The sequence below is a fragment of the Desulfocastanea catecholica genome (genome assembly GCF_054657295.1).
Genome location: NZ_BAAHYZ010000005.1, coordinates 125,862 through 146,702, shown reverse-complemented (window position 1 = coordinate 146,702; position 20,841 = coordinate 125,862). Strand labels below are relative to the sequence as shown.

Annotated in this window: 19 protein-coding genes; 5 read left to right on the top strand and 14 right to left on the bottom strand. The window is 49.4% G+C overall.

Annotated features, from left to right (window positions below; genetic code table 11):
• Positions 1 to 5: 5 nt before the first annotated feature.
• The 10 genes from ACYQ8U_RS06620 to ACYQ8U_RS06575 all read right to left on the bottom strand — a co-directional run bounded on the left by ACYQ8U_RS06620 (position 6) and on the right by ACYQ8U_RS06575 (position 5,774).
• The gene (locus ACYQ8U_RS06620; protein WP_459944742.1) at positions 6 to 377 is read right to left on the bottom strand and encodes a YraN family protein; all 372 of its coding nucleotides are present in this window, start codon (positions 375 to 377) and stop codon (positions 6 to 8) included.
• The gene (gene rnhB, locus ACYQ8U_RS06615) at positions 367 to 1,008 is read right to left on the bottom strand and encodes a ribonuclease HII (protein ID WP_459944741.1); all 642 of its coding nucleotides are present in this window, start codon (positions 1,006 to 1,008) and stop codon (positions 367 to 369) included. The genes ACYQ8U_RS06620 and rnhB overlap by 11 nt, the downstream gene beginning before the upstream one ends.
• 87 nt (positions 1,009 to 1,095) lie before the next feature.
• Positions 1,096 to 1,449 carry a 50S ribosomal protein L19 gene (rplS, locus tag ACYQ8U_RS06610; protein ID WP_459944740.1) on the bottom strand — a complete coding sequence of 118 codons (354 nt, stop codon included), beginning with the start codon at positions 1,447 to 1,449 and terminating at the stop codon, positions 1,096 to 1,098.
• A 97-nt stretch (positions 1,450 to 1,546) separates the two neighbouring features.
• Complete coding sequence (locus ACYQ8U_RS06605; protein WP_459944739.1) at positions 1,547 to 2,101, bottom strand: RNA methyltransferase; 555 nt, start codon at positions 2,099 to 2,101, stop codon at positions 1,547 to 1,549.
• Entirely contained in the window at positions 2,098 to 2,874 is a 777-nt protein-coding gene (trmD, locus tag ACYQ8U_RS06600) for a tRNA (guanosine(37)-N1)-methyltransferase TrmD (RefSeq protein ID WP_459944738.1), read from the bottom strand. The genes ACYQ8U_RS06605 and trmD overlap by 4 nt, the downstream gene beginning before the upstream one ends.
• A 13-nt stretch (positions 2,875 to 2,887) precedes the next feature.
• Complete coding sequence (gene rimM, locus ACYQ8U_RS06595; protein WP_459944737.1) at positions 2,888 to 3,445, bottom strand: ribosome maturation factor RimM; 558 nt, start codon at positions 3,443 to 3,445, stop codon at positions 2,888 to 2,890.
• 12 nt (positions 3,446 to 3,457) lie between these two features.
• Complete coding sequence (locus ACYQ8U_RS06590; RefSeq protein ID WP_459944736.1) at positions 3,458 to 3,688, bottom strand: KH domain-containing protein; 231 nt, start codon at positions 3,686 to 3,688, stop codon at positions 3,458 to 3,460.
• 24 nt (positions 3,689 to 3,712) lie between these two features.
• Positions 3,713 to 3,961 carry a 30S ribosomal protein S16 gene (gene rpsP / locus ACYQ8U_RS06585; protein ID WP_459944735.1) on the bottom strand — a complete coding sequence of 83 codons (249 nt, stop codon included), beginning with the start codon at positions 3,959 to 3,961 and terminating at the stop codon, positions 3,713 to 3,715.
• A 72-nt stretch (positions 3,962 to 4,033) separates the two neighbouring features.
• A complete protein-coding gene (ffh, locus tag ACYQ8U_RS06580; RefSeq protein ID WP_459944734.1) occupies positions 4,034 to 5,389 on the bottom strand; it encodes a signal recognition particle protein in 1,356 nt (451 codons plus the stop codon).
• A gap of 172 nt (positions 5,390 to 5,561) precedes the next feature.
• Positions 5,562 to 5,774: a hypothetical protein gene (locus tag ACYQ8U_RS06575; protein ID WP_459944733.1), complete on the bottom strand. Its 213-nt coding sequence runs from the start codon at positions 5,772 to 5,774 to the stop codon at positions 5,562 to 5,564.
• A gap of 195 nt (positions 5,775 to 5,969) precedes the next feature.
• Between ACYQ8U_RS06575 and ACYQ8U_RS06570 the strand changes: the two genes are divergently transcribed.
• The 5 genes from ACYQ8U_RS06570 to ACYQ8U_RS06550 all read left to right on the top strand — a co-directional run bounded on the left by ACYQ8U_RS06570 (position 5,970) and on the right by ACYQ8U_RS06550 (position 14,037).
• Positions 5,970 to 6,785, top strand: coding sequence for a CbbQ/NirQ/NorQ/GpvN family protein (locus ACYQ8U_RS06570; protein ID WP_459944732.1), 816 nt, complete (start codon positions 5,970 to 5,972; stop codon positions 6,783 to 6,785).
• Positions 6,786 to 6,794: 9 nt separating this feature from the next.
• A complete protein-coding gene (locus ACYQ8U_RS06565; RefSeq protein WP_459944731.1) occupies positions 6,795 to 9,065 on the top strand; it encodes a nitric oxide reductase activation protein NorD in 2,271 nt (756 codons plus the stop codon).
• A 663-nt stretch (positions 9,066 to 9,728) separates the two neighbouring features.
• On the top strand, positions 9,729 to 11,072 hold the full coding sequence (locus ACYQ8U_RS06560) for an L-lactate MFS transporter (RefSeq protein ID WP_459944730.1): 1,344 nt from the start codon (positions 9,729 to 9,731) through the stop codon (positions 11,070 to 11,072).
• Positions 11,073 to 11,167: 95 nt separating this feature from the next.
• The gene (gene acs / locus ACYQ8U_RS06555) at positions 11,168 to 13,210 is read left to right on the top strand and encodes an acetate--CoA ligase (RefSeq protein ID WP_459944729.1); all 2,043 of its coding nucleotides are present in this window, start codon (positions 11,168 to 11,170) and stop codon (positions 13,208 to 13,210) included.
• A gap of 167 nt (positions 13,211 to 13,377) precedes the next feature.
• On the top strand, positions 13,378 to 14,037 hold the full coding sequence (locus ACYQ8U_RS06550) for a zinc metalloprotease (RefSeq protein WP_459944728.1): 660 nt from the start codon (positions 13,378 to 13,380) through the stop codon (positions 14,035 to 14,037).
• Between the two features lie 68 nt (positions 14,038 to 14,105).
• Here ACYQ8U_RS06550 and ACYQ8U_RS06545 read toward each other — a convergent pair whose 3' ends face one another.
• The 4 genes from ACYQ8U_RS06545 to ACYQ8U_RS06530 all read right to left on the bottom strand — a co-directional run bounded on the left by ACYQ8U_RS06545 (position 14,106) and on the right by ACYQ8U_RS06530 (position 20,647).
• Positions 14,106 to 15,989 (bottom strand): GNAT family N-acetyltransferase, encoded by a 1,884-nt coding sequence (locus ACYQ8U_RS06545; protein WP_459944727.1) that lies wholly within the window; start codon positions 15,987 to 15,989, stop codon positions 14,106 to 14,108.
• 472 nt (positions 15,990 to 16,461) lie between these two features.
• Complete coding sequence (locus ACYQ8U_RS06540; protein ID WP_459944726.1) at positions 16,462 to 17,073, bottom strand: acetate uptake transporter; 612 nt, start codon at positions 17,071 to 17,073, stop codon at positions 16,462 to 16,464.
• 263 nt (positions 17,074 to 17,336) lie between these two features.
• The gene (locus ACYQ8U_RS06535) at positions 17,337 to 18,752 is read right to left on the bottom strand and encodes a sigma-54-dependent transcriptional regulator (protein WP_459944725.1); all 1,416 of its coding nucleotides are present in this window, start codon (positions 18,750 to 18,752) and stop codon (positions 17,337 to 17,339) included.
• A complete protein-coding gene (locus ACYQ8U_RS06530; protein ID WP_459944724.1) occupies positions 18,749 to 20,647 on the bottom strand; it encodes a cache domain-containing protein in 1,899 nt (632 codons plus the stop codon). Before ACYQ8U_RS06530 ends, ACYQ8U_RS06535 begins: the two co-directional genes overlap by 4 nt.
• Positions 20,648 to 20,841 lie beyond the last annotated feature (194 nt).

Here is a 20,841-nt window from a genome sequence, read left to right as displayed (position 1 = left end):
AGCAGTTATTCGCAAAGATCAAATGCGTTGTTGATATGATCGATCTGCTGCCGGTTGGCCTCTCCACCGAGCACGGAAATCACGTCAAATCTGGCCGGGACATCGAAGAGCTGCTGTTCCGCCAGGTACCATTGTGCGGCTCGAGTGATCTGGCGCTGCTTTCTTATGGTAACCGCTGCAGCGGGAGAACCATAGCCGAGACCGGATCTTGTTTTGACCTCAATAAAAACAAGATATGCACCATCTCTGGCAATGATATCTATTTCGCCGATTTTGCAGCGATAGTTTTTGATGAGTATTGTATAACCATTTTTCTCAAGGTATCTGACCACTGTTTTCTCACCGCTTTGGCCGAGGCGCTGGCGACTATTCAACATATTCTCTGACTCCCCGGAAAGTTTTGCGATGGATTGGGCAGATGCCGTTTGTTTCTATGGCCAGGCGATGGGTGCGAGTAGGGTAGCCTTTGTTTTGCTGGAAATTGTAGGCAGGAAATTGCTGGTGGTATTTGACCATGATATGGTCTCGGGTAATTTTTGCCAGGATGCTTGCTGCGGCAATGGAGCTGCTTTTCGATTCTCCTTTTACCAGCGCAGCCTGGGCCGTGGGCAGGGGCAGGGTAAATTTGCCGTCGACGAGAATGAAATCGGGAACCACCCCTTTGAGGTTGTTCACCGCCCGTTTCATAGCCAGCAGGGAGGCCTGCAGAATATTTATTTCGTCTATTTTTTGTTCGGAAACAATACCAATAGCAAAAGCGGCACCAATTTCCTGCAGACGGGTGCTCAGTTCGAGTCTTTTCCGATGGGTGAGGATTTTTGAATCGACAAAAGAGGAGTGGTCACAGTGGGCGGGCAAGATAACACAGGCAGCAACAACCGGCCCGGCCAGCGGTCCACGACCGGCTTCGTCGCACCCGGCAACAGAGAAAAAACCCTTTTTATGCAGGTATCGCTCAAACCTGAAATTATCCTCGTTGCCGATGAGTTCGGGAAAAAGGATGGTCATCGGAGCAGGATCTTTTGTCTGTGCGTGTCCGGTTCTGACTGCAGGCCGACAGCCAAGTCAGAACCGGGATGATACCTCGCGGTACCCTTAACGCGACAGTCCGCGTTCACGGATACGTGCAGCTTTCCCGGTGAGGTTGCGCAGGTAATAGAGACGAGCCCGACGAACACGGCCCCGGGTGATGACGTCAATTTGTTCGATGCGTGGATTGTGATAAGAAAAAGTCTTTTCCACCCCGACGCCATGGGAAATTTTCCGCACGGTGTAGGTGGCATCCATTGTCCCGTTCTTTCTCTTGATAACCACTCCTTGAAACATCTGCACCCGCTCTTTACCGCCTTCAATGATGCGGATATGTACTTTTACTGTGTCGCCGGGTCGGAAATCGGGGTGGTCTTGTCGTAATTGTTCCTGGTTGATTCTGTCAATAATTATGCTCATGGCGTCTTCTATAGGTTGAAGTATAGGTTGAAGTATAGGTAGGATTCAATCCTGTTTTTGACTAAATACGATTGCTGGCTTCTTTACTTATATACTCTCAGGCGCCGAGCAGTCTGTCAATAATGATCGACGCGGCTGAACGAACCGAGAGGTGATTGTACTGTGTTCCTCCCTTGATCGGCGGGAGTGTTGCATCCGTTTCCTGGACTATTTCCGGGGCCAGGCCATGCGCTGTACCAAAAAGCAGCAACACCGGATATCCCTGGGCTATTCTCTGGCTAATTTCAACATAACTGACTGTGTTGTTCCGCAAAATCGCACTTGTTGCGACAATCAGTGGTCGCCTGCCGTATTGCTCTGCAAGGCGTGCAATGACCATTTCCAGGGAATCTGCAAGCTCGACGATAGCAAGCGCTTCTTTCCTGGCCGGGTTGTACGTTGCGCCGTGTCCTGTCTGCCAGTGGGCCAATAATTCCCTGACAAGTTGTTGCTGGTCCTTGTATGGCGTCGTTATGAAATAGTTGGCGACCCCATAGGTCTTTGCCGCCCTGGCTATGTCATGTATATCCAGATTGGTTACGGCGGAACCAATTACTTCATCACGCTTGTTCACTACGGGATGATGGATCAGGGCAATGTTAAGCGAGGTCATTTCCCTGTAGCTTCCTTTTGTTCCCGATAACAATGAGTTACCGCCTCAAAAAGGTTGTGTTTTTTCAACAGCCTTTCCTCTGCGGCGGTAAAAATTTCCTTGTGCAGCAAATCCGGCCGTCTTTCCAGGGTTCGTTTAACCGAGGAGATAAACCGGTATATCTCAATTTTTTCATGGTTGCCGGATAGCAGCTCTTCCGGCACCGGAAGTTCCTTGAACACCCGCGGTCTGGTATACTGCGGATGCTTCAGTAGATTTCTACTGAAGGTATCTTTTGCTGCTGAATCAGCGCAGCCGAGGACTCCGGGCAGCAGGCGGGTGATTGAATCAACAAGCACCATCGCCGCCAGTTCACCGCCGGTGAGGATAAAGTCACCGATGGATATTTCATCGTCCACATAACAGCTGCGGAATCGCTCGTCAACACCCTCGTACCGTCCGCAGACCAGAATGAGGTGTTTTTCTAAGGCGAGCTCCTCGGCAACTGTCTGATTATACCTGCGACCTTGCGGACTGAGCAGAATGACTCTCGATCCCTGGTCGTCCTTTTGTCTGCTCTCTACCGCCGCCGCCAGGGGTTCAGGCTTCATGACCATACCTTCGCCGCCACCAAAGGGCCGGTCATCGGTCATGGCATGCGGGCCGTCGGCAAAGCCTCTGAGATCAATAATATTGGTGCTGATCTGTCTATTAATCCGCGCCCTTCGGATGATGCCCTCTTGCAGAGGCGATTCGAGAAGGTCGGGGAAAATTGTTACAATGTCAAAGATCATGCAGGGAATTCTTTCACCTGGAGTCGCCTGTTTCATTATAGAGATCCAGCAAACCAGGTGGTGGGTCGACGATCAGTTCTTCATCTGTTTCTCTGACAATGATACTTTTGATAATCGGGATAAGAATTTCTTCCTTTCCCGATTTGACCACGAGAATATCCTGGGCGCCATTGTTGAACAGACTCTCCACGCGGCCGATGTTCCGGCCGTTCATGTCGCTGACCAGCTTGCCCTCGTAGCGGTACCAGTAATATTCGTCGCCAGCCGGCTCCGGAAGAAGGTCTTTGGCAAGAAGTACACCCCTGCCTTCAAGTTCCTCGGCCTGGTTTCGATTGGTAACCGACGCCAGTTTTACGATGGCCGTTTTCCCCTGGATCCTGAGATTTTCAACAGCAAGGGGGGGGGATATGGTTCCAGTTTTGCTGACCAGAACAAGCTCCTCGTACCCCAGAAAATTTTCAGGCTGACCGGAAAAAGAAAAAATTTTCACCTCCCCCCGCAAGCCCTGCGCCTTGGTTATTTTTCCCAAAAGCACATACCTGTCAGTGGGGTAAGGATATTCTTCGGTCATAACAACCAGTAGTTATTCAACAATCTCAAGTCGTGATCGTTTGTCATCCTTGGCCGCAACAGCGGCCAATATGGATCGCAGTGCCCTTGCCGTCCGTCCCTGTTTACCGATGACCTTGCCCAAGTCTTCCGCAGCAACAGCCAGTTCAATGGTCACATTATTCTCTTCGTCGGTTCGTGTGACTTTGACGGCCTCCGGTTGATCGACCAGGGATCTGGCGATACCGGCTATAAGTTTTTCCATCACTTTTCCATCACTATTCTATCACTATTGTGCGACAGATGACGACTTTTTGATCAGGCTCTGAACAGTTGTAGTCGGCAGGGCGCCTCTGCCCAACCATTCCTGCAATTTATCATTATTGATAATGATGGACGCAGGATCCTTGAGTGGATCATAGGTTCCAACTACATCTAAAAATTTGCCGTCACGTTTGCTTTCGCTGTCGGCGACAATTATACGATAGAAAGGTTTTTTCTTTCGGCCAAGTCGGGTCAATCGAATACGTACTGCCATTCCGGTATATCCTCCGGTTAATTGTGTAGGTTATTGCACTGGTCCTCTGAAAAAATGGTTTTCAGAGAGTAATTATTTTCTTTTCATGCCCTTGGGCACTTTTCTCCGCTTCACACCGGTAATAGCCCCCGGTTTGCCGCGAAATTTTTTCATCATCTTCAACATTTCCGAGTAGCTTTTCAGCACTCTATTGACATCACCAACAGCCGTGCCGGAGCCGGCAGCGATGCGTGCCCTTCTGCTGGTATTGATTATCTGATGATTTCTTCTTTCCTTGATGGTCATCGAACGGATAATTGCTTCCGTTTTGACCAGTTCTTTTTCATCCGGTTTCGGGGCATCTTTCAGCTGCCTGAGCTTATTGATACCTGGAACCATATCGAGGATCTTTTCAAGAGATCCCATCTTCTTGATCTGTTGAATCTGATCAAGAAAATCCTCCAGAGTGAATTGGTTTTTTCTTAATTTATCAGCGAGCTTGTCGGCCTCTTTTTTGTCGACAACCGCCTCGGCCTTTTCGATCAGGCTGAGCATGTCACCCATGCCGAGAATACGCGAGGCCACCCGCTCAGGGTGAAAGACCTCAAGATCTTCAAGCCCTTCGCCGACACCGACAAATTTAATCGGTTTGCCGGTGATATTCTTGATGGAAAGTGCTGCACCGCCCCGGGCGTCACCCTCCATTTTAGTAAGGACGATACCGGTGATTTCAAGGTCGCTGTTGAACTTGTCGGCAACCGTCACCGCATCCTGCCCGGTCATCGCATCGGCGACAAAGAGGATTTCCGAAAGAGGAATGGCTGCCTGAATCTGCTGCAGCTCACCCATCAACGCCTCATCGACATGCAGCCGTCCCGCTGTGTCGATGATGACCGTATCATAGTTATGCAGTGCGGCTTCGCTCATCGCCTGACGGCAGATGACGACGGGGTTCACATCGGCTGTCGACGGATGTACGGGAACGTCGAGTCGGGAACCGAGTACCTGAAGCTGTTCTATGGCTGCAGGGCGGTAAATATCCGCGGGAACAAGATAGGGTTTTCGCCCCTTGCCTTTCAGTAACTTAGCCAGCTTTCCGGCGGTAGTAGTTTTACCCGAGCCCTGAAGACCGGCCATCATAATGACGACGGGCTGTCGGCCATCGAGCTTGATCTGCTGGGTATTGCCACCGAGGAGATCGACCAGCTCTTCGTGGACAATTTTAATGATCTGCTGGCCTGGGGAGAGACTTTTCGAAACTTCCCGGCCTATGGCCTTTTCGGTGACGGCTGCAATAAAATTTTTAGCGACCTTGAAGTTGACATCCGCTTCCAGAAGGGCATTGCGTACCTCATGCATTGCCTCATCGATGTTCTCTTCAGAGAGTTTGCCATGGCCGCGGAGTTTCTTGAATACCCCTTCAAGCCTGTCTGTTAAGTTTTCAAACATAGTGTTTTATTGCAATCATATACAGTCCCAGTCACAGTCCCATTGTGCAGACAGCGTGGACAATCTTTCCCGGGTGCCGGGATGTATCAATTTTTTCCAATACCAATACGCCTGGTGCGTCTCACCAAGTGACGGTAAATATGCTCCGTCTCATGCGAGATATCGGTGGATTTCAAATCAAAAGAGCAGAAAAATACTTTGTATTTACGTCGATGTCAAGAAAGGAACGTGTGCTGACTGAAAAAATGGCTCCTTTTGCACCATATGCCGCACTGTCCTTTAATGCAGATCCCCGGGGAGCTGACTCACGATTCTCGGCTGAAAACCGTATCTCGGCAGATAAAAAAGGATGGACGGCCAGAACAATAAAACCAGGGCCATCCATAAATATCTTTTACCCTGATCGCCAAACGGTCGAGAAAAGATATCCTACACTACGATATTTGTCCTGTCAGGTCAATTGGCCCTGCAATCCGGCACTGTTTTTTGTGGGGAAAAACACTTTCGCCGCTCCCTTGTGCTCTCTCACGATGTGTCATAGGTTATGGAGAGTGTCGTATATTTTACCATGAGGATAACTATGAATGAAGCATTCGAGTGCCGGCTGGAAGAACACCGGATACTCTCCGAGCCCTTTTTTCTCCCCCAGGCAAATGAGATCGACATCGGTCTGGCGGCAAGTGCCAATCGTCTGCCCTTATTGCTCAAGGGTCCCACCGGTTGCGGCAAAACGAGATTTATGCAGTATCTGGCCTGGCGACTGAACAGCCCGCTGATCACCGTTTCCTGCCATGATGATCTTTCAACCTCCGATCTGGTTGGCCGCTATTTAGTGAAAAAAAATGAGGCCTTCTGGCAGGATGGCCCGCTTACGCTCGCCGTTCGCGCCGGGGCAATCTGCTATTTGGATGAGATAGTTGAGGCAAGAAAGGATACCACCGTCGTTATCCATCCGCTGACCGATGACCGACGGGAATTGCCGGTTGAAAAACTCGGTAAGCTCTACTCCGCGCCTCCGGAGTTTATGTTGGCTGTCTCCTATAATCCAGGCTACCAGAGCGTCCTGAAGGATCTGAAACCTTCTACCCGCCAACGCTTTGTCTCACTCAATTTCGACTATCCGCCGCCTGATCTGGAAAAAGAAATTGTCATGCGGGAGAGCGGTATTGATGAAAAACTTGCCATACAGATGGTAAAACTGGCGACGATGACCAGAAGTCTCAAAGATTCGGGACTCGCCGAGGGCGCGTCAACCAGGTTGATTATCCAGACCGTCAGGTTGATCAGCTCCGGCATAGACACCATCAGTGCCTGCAGGGCCGGAATGCTCCAGAGTCTGACCGATGACGGCGAGCTGCTGGCCGCCATGGATGAGATGATTTTTTCCCTTTTCTAGCGGAATGGTATGGATCTCTCCGAATATAAAAGGAGGTTTTACGCCAGTGTCCTGCCGTCCAGGCCGAATACCTGGGAGGTGGATGAGATTTTTGACCTGCTGGCCGAACTGGACGAGACGAGAATGGAGGCATTGTTAGGTCATGTCGGGGCGATATGGCCGGTGAGTCATAGTCTCTGTTTTGCCTATTTGACAAATGGTGCTCAGGCCCTGGAGCAATTTCCTGAGGAGATGCTCGGGGAATGGGTTCGGCAAATTCTCGCGTTGTACGAAAGAAAAGGTCTCCTTGGCGCCCGGCAGTTTATGGGCGATGTGGACAGATTTTTTCTTGGTCCGATGCGCGGTGTAGCCGGGGTGGCGTTCGAAGATATATCGTCACGGATGATTCATTATCTGCGTGGGATTTCAGGGCGTTCGTTTCAATTTGGCGTGGCGCAACTGCCATCCACTGATACCGCAACAATATTTTTGCCGGAGTTTCTTGATACTTTTCCGGACAAACAAAACAATATTTTTCTTTACAAACTTCTCATCAGTTTGCAGTGGCAGCAGGTTGAGTCGCGGATTTTTTCCCAAGGTGCCGCAATGGAGACCGATGTTCAGCAGCTGTTCGCGCGGTATCCGGAGAGGCAGTTGGCTGTCGATCTTTTTGCGGCGATCCGGTTAATTCAGACTTTTCGCTCTCTTGAGGCGGAGTTGCCTGGGCTTGTCCGCCAAGGACGGGAACTCTGTCTGAGCTTAATAAAAAAAATCGTTCCCGGAGGGAGAGAAAGAGAAAAAAGTACTGCTTTGCAGCATCTTTTAACTCAAGGGGTCGGTGTTCAGAACCCTGCGGATTCAACATCCTTGTCAACCACGCCTTGGTCAACACACCTGGCAAAGGATGGCGGAAAGAAAATTGTTGACGACCTCCACCATGCCGAAGCTTTTGATGTGCTCCCGCAACTCTATACCATGTTCTCCGGCCTGTCCGGTTCCTACCATTTGGGGCCTGCGGCCCTGCTGCTTGGCGAATTTGATTTTGCTCGGGCGGCGGAAACCATTCGGTTACGGCGTGAAGACGATAAAGAAAAATTTATCGCGATGCTTGCTGTTTTTCTCGAACAGCAAAAGCAACGGCAAAAGGAAGAGGATGGTGGCGGCAATGTCCCCGACAGCTCTCAGGAGAACCTTCTCCTGCTTATGCAGAAACCACAAAAAGAGAAAGACGCACCTCAACAGGACGCCATAGTCCTTGAAAATGAGGGCCTTGAAATTCCTGCGGAGCTTGCGGCTCTTATCAAGGAAATTGAGGATGATCTGGGCGTTCTCCCCGAAGCGTATGTCCAGGCTGCCGCCGGACAGGCCGGACGGGGCGTGCAGAGAAAGGAAAACGACAGTTCGGACGAAGATAATCGCTTCGCCCCACGGGATGGTCATAGATATGATGAATGGGATTATCGTCGGGCCGGTTATCGCAAGGACTGGTGTACCCTGACCGAAAAATCTCTTCAGCCGGTACGATCCGGTTTTGTTGCCGGAACCCTTGTCAAATATCAAGCGCAACTGAACAAACTCCGGCGACAGTTTGAAATGCTGCGGTCGAGAGACCGATTCGTCAGGAGACGTCGTCACGGGGACGATATCGATCTCGACGCCATGATCGAAGCTTTGGGCGATAGTTCGGCAGGTCTTTCTCCCTCGGATCGGCTCTTTGTCCAACTGTTACGCGACGAAAGAGATATTGCCGCCATGTTTCTCGTCGATATGTCCAATTCAACCGAAGGCTGGGTAGGGGTTGCGGTGAAGGAGTCACTCGTCCTTCTGGCTGAGGCCCTTGAGGTAGTCGGGGATCGCTACGGCATATATGGTTTTTCCGGCATGAGGCGATCCGGCAGTGAACTGTTTCATATAAAGCACCTCAATGAACCGTATGGACCTGAAGTGCAGGGACGGATCGCCGCCATCGGGCCAAAGGAATATACCCGCATGGGGCCGCCGATACGCCATTTGACAAAAATACTGCAGGAGACGCAGAGTACTGTCCGGCTGCTGGTGGTCATTTCCGATGGAAAACCTGAAGATTACGATGATTATAAGGGACAGTATGCCATAGAAGACACCAGAAAAGCGCTCCTCGAGGCACGAGGGTGCGGCGTGCATTCCTTTTGTATTACCATCGACAAAGCTGCCCATGACTACCTGATGCATATGTTCGGCAAGGGAAATTATATCTTTGTCAACGACGTGCTTTCCCTGCCGGCAAAAATGGCGGAAATGTACCGTCTGCTTACCAGTTGAGCGCCGCAGTTGCTGCTTTTTTTAGAAAAAAAAGTGAGCGAAGGTCAGGGAAAAACACGAATATATTCGTTAAAGTTTCTGCCAGGTGTCTCTCTGTAGTGTCTGCTGCTTCTCTTCCTTGCTGATTGCCTGGTAAAGAGATCGCTGTCTACCCGTTCTTTTTTTTAAAGGATGTCTTCTTGACTTCAATCGCCAGGCCATTCCGAAGATTCTCTAACAACAATTATCATTCGAATAGTATTTTCCCCGTTCTTCATATAGATGGGCTGACCGGTGAAAAATCGCCGCGGAACGCCTAGAGATAGTAGAATCATTCACATGTTTTTTCAGAGATTTTAAGATAATTAGGGGATCCTTACAAATGAATGACGAATGTGCGAATCAGTAGATTTTTATCTTGAGTAATGCTTGAATGTTTGATAAATAAAACTGATATACCATAAGGGTTAATTCCCAAATGGTGGTTTCAATTTCATTTTTTAATGTAATACCTTGTCGAGTTTACTTACACTGCCCAACTAAAATTAACTCAAAAAGGAGGTGACCGGAGAGCGAAAGTGAACAATGAACTGGCAATTCATTCTGTACCATTCAGTCACTCGTTATAAAATTAATTGGCATACATATCAAAGATTGGGCTGTTGTAAGAGCGAGTGGTTGACAATGTCACGATCACTATTTCAAAAGGAGATACAAATGTCGCAACAGAATCAATCAGTTCCGACTCAAGCTTGGATAACGGTTTTTGCCGGCATGGCGATAAACCTTTGTCTTGGTATTTTATACGCTTGGAGTATTTGGAAATCAGCACTTGTTAATGTTGATCAAGCCGGTCAGCCAATGACCGGTATCAATGAGGGCTGGGTTTATCTGAACAATGCCCAGGCTGCCACCCCTTTCTCCCTTTGCGTTATCATCTTTGCCCTTCTTATGATTCCTGGTGGACGTATTCAGGATAAAATCAGCCCGAAATTTGGTGCAACCCTCGGTGGCTTAACTCTTGCGGCAGGGTGTATACTCGCCGGCGTGATGAAGAGTTATACCGGCATTATCATCGGTTTTGGTGTTCTTGGCGGGATTGGTATGGGAATCGGCTATGCCGCTCCGACACCGGCAGCTCTGAAATGGTTTGGTCCGCATAAGCGTGGTTTGATTGCCGGCATCGTTGTCGGTGGTTATGGTGGCGCGGCCCTGTACATTGGTGCCCTTGGTTCGTGGCTTATTAAAAATTACGGTATCACGGGAAGCTTTGTCGGCTTGGGAACATTTTTTGCGGTTGTTGTTGTCATTGCCGGTCAGATGCTGAAGACACCGCCTGAAGGCTATAAGCCACCAACCCTTTCCGGTGGCAACCTGGCCACGGCCAACTCGACGATCACCAACTGGGAAGCGGCCGACGTCGTGAAAACCTGGCAATTTTATGCCTTGGTGGTCATGTTTATTCTCACCACCCAGTCCGGTCTGCTCATCATCGCCAATGCCAACGGTCTGATGATGAAAGCTGCACAAGGAATACCTTTCTTTGTTGCTAACGGCTGGCTTCTCGTCTCCTATGGCGGCCTGGTCAATGCGGCCGGCCGTGTCGGCACAGGCTTCTACTCGGATAAAATCGGAAGACTCAATGCCTACTGTCTCAACTGCGCAATTTCAGCAGTCTGCCTGTTTGCCCTGCCTTATATCATCGCCACCCAAAGCATCGGCCTTCTCTTCCTGGCCGTGGGAATTGCCTACTGGCAGTATGGTGGTGGTCTTGCTCTCATGCCATCCTTTGCTTCCGATTTCTTTGGACCGAAGAATCTGGGAATGAACTACGGCCTGATATTTATCGGTTGGGGGCTGGGCTTTTTTATGGCCAGATTGGGCGGTACCATTGAAGATATAACCGGCAGTCTGAATTATGCCTTCTACATCTCCGGTGCTTTGCTCGTTGCCGGTGTTATTCTCGCCCAGATGACCAGACGTCCAATGCACACGGATGAAGTGCGAGTTGAAAAAGCGGCAGCATAATTGAAATCTTTTTCTTGTGGTAAGGTGAGGTTGCATGCAAAATTGTTATTGCGTGCAACTGAAAACAATAAAGCCATGTACAAGGAGTGATTTACATGAGTGAAAAGAATGTTGTTGAAACTTCTGAAGCTGAAATCGCCGTTCACTGGCAAGAAGAAGCCTACTATCATGCGTCTCCGGATTTTATCGGACAGGCAAACCTTACTGATAGCTCAATTTTTGAGCGGTTTAAGTTGGAAAACTTTCCCGATTACTACACCGAGTTTGCCGAGTTGCTGACCTGGTATAAATATTGGGACGAAGTCCTTGATTCAAGTGATGCGCCTTGTTTTAAATGGTTCAAGGGCGGGAAAATAAACGCCAGTTATAACTGTATCGATCGGCATCTGGCCAAAAATAAGAACAAAACCGCTATTCATTTTGTCCCGGAGTTAGAAGAGGAAAGAGTCCAGCATATCACCTATCAGGAACTCTATGTCCGCGTCAATGAATTTGCCGCTCTTCTGCGTGATACGGCAGGATTGAAACGAGGTGACCGGGTGACGGTGCATATGCCGATGTCGGCGGAACTGCCCATCACCATGCTGGCCTGTGCTCGACTGGGCGTTATTCACTCTGTCGTGTTTGGTGGTTTTTCCTCCAGTGCCTGTGCCGACAGGGTTGTCGATTCAAATAGCCGGGTTCTGATTACCATGGACTCCTATTACCGTGCAGGTAAACTTTTGAACCATAAGGCTGTTGATGATGAAGCATGTGAACTGGCGGAAAAAGATGGCCAAAAAGTTGATAAGTTGCTTATCTGGCAGCGTTATCCCGGCAAGATGTCATCTGATTCACCACTTGTCGAAGGGCGTGATATTGTTATCAACAATGAGCTGAAAAAATATTACGGCGCGCGCGTAGAACCGGAAAAAATGCTGTCAGAGGAACCACTCTTCTTGATGTACACCAGCGGTACGACCGGCAAACCGAAAGGCGCCCAGCATGGTACCGGCGGATACCTGGCCTATGTTACGGCAATGTCGAAATACATTCAGGATATTCATCCCGAGGATGTCTACTGGTGTATGGCGGATATCGGCTGGATTACCGGACACTCGTTTATTGTCTATGGACCACTGGCACTCTGTGCTTCTTCAGTCATTTATGAAGGTGTCCCGACGTATCCGGATGCCGGACGTTCCTGGAGAATTGCCCAGGACCTCAATGTCAACATTTTCCATACCGCCCCAACCGCCATCCGGGCCTTGAGAAAAGTCGGACCGGATGAGCCGGCGAAGTATAATTTCCAATTTAAACACATGACCACCGTTGGCGAGCCGATTGAGCCGGAAGTATGGAAATGGTATGAAAAAGAAGTGGGTAAAGGGAAGGCGGTTATTGTTGACACCTACTGGCAGACAGAGACCGGTGGCTTCCTCTGCTCGACCGTACCAGGCCTGCAGCCGATGAAGCCGGGCAGTGCCGGGCCGGGTGTACCTGGAATTCATCCAATCATTTTCGATGAAAACGGCAAGTCCATTCCGGCCGGTGCCGGTAAGGCCGGGAATATCTGTATCCAGAATCCGTGGCCGGGCTGCTTCCAGACCATCTGGGGCAACAGGCAGCGATTTGTCGATACCTATTTCGGCATGTATAACAAAGATCCCAACAGTAAAGACTGGCGGGATTGGCCATACCTGACCGGTGACGCGGCGGTGTTGGCGGAGGATGGCTATATCCGAATTCTGGGCAGGATTGATGATGTTATCAACGTTTCCGGTCATCGCCTTGGCACCAAGGAAATTGAATCGGTATGTCTGACAGTTCCGGAGGTCGCGGAAGCGGCGGTTGTTCCGGTTAATCATGAAATAAAAGGGAAAGAGCCGGAGGTTTATGTTTCCTTGAAGCCGGGCTTTGAACCCTCATCGGAAATTCAGCAGAAAATTGCCGACGCCATCACTTTCCAGATCGGCAAGATTGCTAAATGTAAAAATGTCTGGATAGTGCCCGATATGCCAAAGACCCGCTCAGGCAAAATCATGAGAAGGGTACTTGGTGCTATCTCGAACAATGGAGATGTCGGTAATGTCATGACGCTGGCCAATCCTGAGATTGTCGAGCAGATTCAGCAGATGGTAAAGCAGGCAGGTAAGTAGTAAGGTAAGCAGCACAGTATCTCACACCCACCCACTTGTCGCTGCGAGATGGTGGGAGTCTTTATGGCTCCCACCATTTTTTTTCCCATTCTGAAAAATTTTACGGTACAGTACAGGGATGGATTTTTTGATTCACCAATTTATGCACACTCCGTAAAAGGGAAATTATGGCACCGGATTTTTATCTCCCCTATCTTGTCAATTATTCTCAGCCGGTAATAGAAGATATTGTTATATTTTGTGTAGCCATGCTGACGGCGATCATCGTCAGTGCCGAGGGTCAGGCATTCATTGCCACCCTGCTCGGGGATACCCGGATTGGCGCCAAGGATCGTTTCCATTTCAATGTTTTTATGCACATGAGTATTCTCGGCACGCTGAATTTTTTTATTGCCGGGTTTGGCTGGGCGAAAGAAATGGATATAGATACGAAGAGTTTTAAAAACCATCCACGGCTTTTTCTGGTGCTGAGTAGAATAGCCGGCCCCTTGGCGAACCTTCTGATGGCGAATATTGCCGCTAGCCTGTCCTGGATTCTCGACACCTATGGTTTTGAGGACAAGGTCTTTACCACAATCGTTGTTGTTAACGTTACCATGGCCGTTTACGGCCTGATCTTCATCCCGCCGCTTCCTGGTTCCGCATTGATTTTTGCCCTTATGCCGCGTGGTCTGTCTCTGGAAAAGATAAGCAAGGCGGCTCGCACCTTTGGTCCCTATCTTATCGTCGGCACATTTCTGCTGGTCAGGTTGAGCGGGTGGGAGGGGATCAGTTCTTTTTTCAACCCAATAGTCACCACTATTACATCTTTTATTCTGAACGCTTAAAGGTCACCTCTTTCTTCCTTTGTGCATGGCAGAAAGAGGGCTGATCCCGTTTAAACTCTGTCTCTATCTCAAGCCAGTTCATTAAAACGACAGCTGAGAACCAGATCACCGTCTTCATAGACCGTCTTTACCTTATACGGTAAGGTTCTGAATAGCTTGATCATTGGCTTGTTGGTCGGAAAGGTATAGGCGATCAGGCCACCGATCCCGTTTTCTCTCGCTACTGCGGCAAGTTTTTTAAGGAAAAAGGTGCCAAGTCCTTTCCCTTGATATTCTTCACTTACGGAAAATGCCACCTCGGCTAAATTTTCATTTTCCAGTTTCATGCATTCGGCGACGGCTACAACGCGACCAAAACCGAAATCCCCAACAACAGCCACCAGTGTCAGGTCATTGACATAATCAGTCTGGGAACGGCTTTCCATTTCCGATCTGGCAAAGATGGTCTTCTGGCAGAAAAATCTCGTCAGCACATCTTCTTTCGGCAGACTGTAGTAATGTTCCTGGATACGCCGCTCGTCAACCGGTTTCGAAGGCCTGATGGTGATTGTTTCCCCATCAATACTGAGCGTCTCCTCAAGCTGGATTGGGTAAACAGCTTTCGCCGCCTCGCCTAGACTTCTTTCCGCGCCAATCAGTCCACGCTCTTTGGCCGCCTGAAAAAGTTCATCCCTGAACTGCGGGTGAGCGAGGCTGATCATGGCAATGACCCGCTCCTGAATGCTCTTGCCGAACAGGTTGACGGAGCCGTATTCAGACACCACATAATGCACGTCGCCTCGGGGGACGACGACCACATATTCCTGGAGGTGCGGAACAATGTTCGATTGCAGTCCGTTTTCTGTCTCGGTGGTGGAAAAAATCATCAGAATGGATTTGCCGCCAGGTGAACGCCTGGCGCCTCGGACAAAGTCGGGAATACCGGAAACTCCGGCAAATCGAGTGGCGGCCGAGGCCTCGGCGGAAACCTGTCCCGTCAGATCCATCATCCGTGCCACATTCATCGAAACCATTCGGTTGTGCTGAGAAATGACGAAAGGATCGTTGACATAATCCGAAGGATGGAAGTCAATTGCCGGATTGTCATTGAGAAATTCGTACAGATTGTGACTGCCGATGGCCATTGACGCCACCATCTTTCCCTCGTTGATGCCTTTTTTCTTATTGTTGATGTTTCCCGTGGAGTAGAGATGCATGATATCATCGGTCAAAAACTGGGAATGGACGCCGAGGTCGGTCTTGTTTGAAAGAGCATGGACGGTCGCCTGGGAGGCTGCATCAAGACCAATTTGCAGGGTAGAGCCGTCTTCTATCAAGCGTGCAATATGGTTGCCGATCTGCGTAGCAGCCTCCGAGAATATTTTTGAAGGGGGTATCGCCAGCAGTTCTTCTTCATACTCGACAATGAGATCGACATCGTTGACATGGATGAAACTCTGACCCATGACTCTTGGCATCCGTGGGTTTACCTGGGCAATAACGAAATCAGCTGAACGGGCGGCGGCCATGGTGACATCGACGGAAATACCGAGGCTCATCCACCCGAAATCATCGGCGGGAGATACCTGGATCAAAGCTACGTTAAGCGGCATTTTTCGAGTGGTGAACAGGCCCGGTACATCGGACATATTCATCGGAGTGATGAAGCGCCGCTGCTTGGCAATAGATCCAGATTTAGTCGAGCCAAGATAAATAGAACGAATATTGAGGTTGGTATCCTTTGTTTTATCGGCGATGGCCGTAAGAGACGCTGTTTCACGACCAAGGAGGCGTACTATTTCCAAGCCGCTGAAGTTGTACGTTTTTTCAACGAGTACCTTGACAAGAGCCTGTGGCTCGCCGCAACCGGAACCTATAAATACCCGTTGACCTGATCGAATGCGTGTAATTGCCTCGGCTGGAGTTACTCTTTTTTCTAAATAGGTATCTGCCCAGTATTGGGTATTCGGCATGTTGTGCTCCTTTTGATCTTTGTAATATGTTGCTGTAAACCACCAAAAAGAGCACAAGAGTAACTTTGAATGCTCAACACTCCAATAGTCTTTGGTAGAACAAGCTCAGGTAAATGAAGGAAATTGAAACTAGAAGGTAATCTTAGCTTAGGCAAGATGCAAGTACAACCAATTCTCAAAATCTTAAAAAGGATATGATTTGGCGTAAGGTTTGGCGGGAAGTTAAAAAAAAAGCGGTACCCGAGAGAAATTCCTTTCGGGTACCGCTTTTCACGTTCGAGAAATCACTTTTCAATACGGTAAATCTTTTTCAACCAATCGATTGTGCGGCTTGATTTGCTGATCAGGCTCGTGGGGTGGACCTGATCAGGTGAAACTGGAGTCTGGTGTGTGGTTGCTTGCCGATATCTTCGACCGATGAATTATTTACCTCTTTTTATTGAATAGTTTTCGATCCGTAATGTGGTTTTGCTTAGCTGGCTGCTTCTGCTTTTTGCACCTGGGGGGCAGGCTTTGCCTCGATCCATGGTTTACCGACAGGGAGTACATCCCGTCCAAATACCTGCAGGAAGATAACGTGAGCCATCATGTACCAGGCGTTCAAGGCACAGAGAATGAGGACGTAGGCGGCAACCTTGGTCATCGCCGGATAGCCGAAGTGGGCTAAATCGAGTAAAATAAATCCGGCAACAAGCAGGGTGAAGGTGGAGGCCATTGCTCCGTGGATTTTCATCGCACCGACCCACAAAATCATCGTGTAGAGGGTCCAAACAACAAGGAACCAGCCAAGGTCGGTTCCACTGGACTTGTAAATATCAAATTTGTTGAAGAGCAGGATGATACAGAGGGCAATCCAGAAGGCGCCGTATGAACAAAAGGCGCTGTAGCCGAAGTTGTTCCCTGCCTTAAATTCCTGCAATCCGGCCATGAGCTGGGCGAATCCGCCAAAAATGATGCCGCAGGCGATGACCGGACCCAGGCCGCATAAGCCCAGATTGTGAATCTGCAGAATAAAGGTGGTCAGACCGAAGCCTGCCAATCCTACAACTGCCGGGTTTCCCATCGGGGGTGAAGTGCTTGCCATGATTTTACTCCTCCATACAATTTTTAATGTTGGTAAAACCTCTTGCCTCTTGTACAACATGCATATCAAAGCAAACAGCATGCCACTTGCTAAAAATGTATAATATAACGCAGTATTAGCCAGATGTGTGAAATGCGTAACAAATGAAGGGCTACAAAAAAAGTTGTAAGGATCGGGCTCGTAACCGTGCAACACCGCTATTCGCCTCTTTTCGCGAGTAACAATTTTGGTTGTGGCTACAAGAAAAGTTGTAGGGCTGTTGCCTATTCCAGGTTTTTTAATCTTTTACTGAGGGCCTGTTGCGAAATACCAAGCAGAGATGCGGCGGTAGATTGATTGTTTCCCGCCCGGTGCATTGCCTCCTCCACCAGCAGGCGGGTCGCTTGTTTTATGGTGGGCAAAGGGTCGGCGAAGGTAATGGGAATGCCTGCGTTCCGGTCACCTGTGTGGTGGTGTACTCCCTCGAGTTGTGCCGCTCTGGAGATGTGGTTACGGAAGACGGTGAGGGGGAGAATGCCATTGCTGTTCTGGGCAATAGCGTCGAAAACCATAGCCTGCAGTTCGCGTATGTTTCCTGGAAAAGTGTATGCCTCAAGCAGAGGCAACAGTTCCTGCGGTATCCTTGGCGTTTTCTTTTTCAGGGTCAGGGAGGCGCATTCGGCAAAGTGGTCGACGAGGATCCCGAGGTCTTCCTTACGTTCCCTCAGTGGCGGCAGGATAATTCGGTGGGTTCGAAGTCGGTAGTGCAGGTCCTGGCGAAAGAGTTCCTTTTGCTGCAGGTTCCACAGGTCGACGTGGGTCGAGGCGATGATACGGGCAGTGCTGAAACGATTGGTGTCCTGGCCGAGCGGCATGTATTCCTTTTCCTGAAGAAGACGGAGCAATTTGACCTGCGAGCTTGCACTCAAGTCGCCGATTTCATCTAGAAAGAGGGTGCCGTTCGCGGCCCGTTCGATAAGACCTGGACGATGGGAATCCGCACCGGTGAAGGCGCCTTTTACATGGCCGAAGAGGGTGTCGGAGAAGACATTATCATCAAGACCGGCCACATTGATCGCGACAAATTCACCGGTATTGCCGCTCAACTGGTGAATGGCCCTGGCGATCAATTCCTTGCCCGTTCCGGTTTCCCCCCGGATAAGCACCGGTTCCGAGGTCTGGGCTGTCGACTCGACATACTTGAACAGGAGCAGCATCTTCGGCGAGTTGGTGATGATGCTCTTGAAGGCTTCGGGATGTTTCAGGCTGCTGTCCGGCAGCTGTTCTTTCAAGGTGAGATTTTCCTGCCGAAGTGCGCCGTATTGCAGGCTTTTCTTGACTGCAGCAATAAGGCGGTTTTCGTCAACGGGTTTGACGATGTAGTCGAAGGCGCCTGATTTCATGCATTCCACCGCCGTTTCAGCGTCAATGCGGCCGGTAATGATGATGACTGGAATATGATGATTCTGGTTGGTTATCTGGTCGAGAATTGCCTCGCCATCGACGTGGGGCATGTTCAGGTCCAACAGGACGATACTCGGGGATCGCTGCTTGATGATGGCCATGGCTTGCCTGCTGTCTGAACATGTCAGGATATTATTCATCCCGGCCAGCTGGAGGATGGTGTCAACAGAAAGAAGGATGGACTCTTCGTCGTCGATTACCAGAATTGGATCTGCTGGGTACGGTCTCCGGCTCATATCATTCTCCCGGTCACTTCGTCCGAACTGTATCGCGGCAAGAGAATTGTCGCTGTGGTTCCTCTGTGCACCTCGGAGCTGAAATCCAGCCAGCCGCCGTGATTACGTACAATTGTATCCGAGATGGACAGCCCAAGCCCGGTTCCGCTGCTGTCGCGTTTGGTGGTAAAAAACGGATCCTTTATGCGGGCAAGTACATCTGCGCTCATGCCTTCGCCTGAATCACGGACTTCCAGAAAAATTTCTTCCGATTCTTCAATATAGGCGGTCGTGACACAGATGGTCTGGCTGTTGTCGGTGAGCGCCTGGCAGGCATTAACCAGCAAATTGATGACCACCTGGCCCAGTCGCTGGCTATTACCCTGTATGGTCGGCAGATTTTCAGCATACACTACCTCGAAATTGCTGGTGGCTTTTTTGATGAGGCTGGAGATCAGGCCGACTGCTTTTTCTACCACCTGATTGAGGTTGACTGTTTCTCTATGATCAGAAGGCTTTTGACCGGAGAAATCTTTCAGGTCGCCGACGATCCGTTTTACCCGCTCTACCCCTTCCTGGGAATAAAGAAGCAGGCGGGGCATTCTCTCCCGTAATTGTGGGTACTCCATGGTGCCTACTTCCAGATCGCCGTTCAATTCATAGTGTTTGTCGAGAATCGGCTGCACGGCCCGCCACAACTTGTCAAAAACCTGAATGTTGAGCATCACTGAGGCGATTGGATTGTTGATCTCGTGGGCCACACCGGAAACCAGGGTGCCAAGTGATATCATCTTGTCCGTCTGCATAAGCTGTTCCTGCTGCATTTTTGTCTGGGCTTCTATTTTTTTCTTTTCGGTGATATCCCTGGCGGTCATTAAAAAGGTTGAAAATTGCTCTGCCGTTTCCAATTTTGCAAAAGTAGCTTCAACAATAATTGTCCGGGAATTTTTCAACAAAAAGGTCGTTTCCAGCAGATAGTCATCCGGTTCATCGTTGTTTATCTGCAGTATTTTCGCCTTGAAAGCTTCCTGCTGTTCGGATGGAATCATGTCGGTGATGGTCATATGCATCATTTCCGAAAGTGCATAGCCGCTTATTCTTTTCCAGGCCGTGTTGGCATAGCTGATGTTCAGGTTGGAGTCGAAAAGCAGGATTATTTCCCTGGCGGTTTCAGCCAGGAGCCGATATTTGTTTTCACTTTTTCGTAAAGATTCTTCTATTTCAAGACGATGGCTTTCCCCAGAGGCCCCCTGCCAGACGATATACACCGAAAGGAGAGCAATGAGTGCAAGGATTCCCAGGAAGATGTAGGTCATGCGCTCGGTTATCCTGGCTATCTGGGCTCGCACGTCTTCGACATACACCCCCGTTCCCACTATCCAGTGCCATGGCCGGTATTCCTCGACAAAAGAGATCTTGGAAAAAATTCTGGTCGGTTCATCCTGCCATTGCCAGTGATAGTTGACGTATCCGCCTCCCGTTGCCTTTACCGTTTCCAGAAAGGCCTGAAAAAGTTTTTTACCGGCTGGGTCCTTGGTATCGGTCACATCTTTGCCTTCAAGATCAGGGCGATATGGGTGCATGATCATTGTCGGATGGGTGTCGTTGATCCAGAAATAGTCCTTTCCTTCGGGGCCGTAGCGAAGACTTCGTAAATGGGCAATTGCCTGTTTCTGCGCATCCTCAACGGTGATGGATTTTTTTTCGGCAAGCCCGGCATAGTAGCGGATGGAACTCATCGCCGATTCGCTCAGGGCGTGAATCATTTCCCTTTTCCGATCCATGAGGTGGGCTTCGACTTTCGGCAGGATGTAGCCGAAAAATGTGCCGATAAATAAAAACATCGACAGCAGGACCGGCATGAAAATTTTTGCAGGAACGACATCTGGCAAGAATGATTTTGTTGCGTTTTTCATTTCTATCTCAATTGAATGGAGAAGATAACCCGCCAAGAATAATAGCAGAACGATATTCCGCAATGAAATAATTGAGATTGTACCAATTTAAGCCCTGGCACACTTCCCTTGGTTGTGAATGTATCGGTAAATTGGTGGTACATACGTAAGAACCTCAAAAAAACAATCCCTTAATATGTGAATATTTGTTTGGA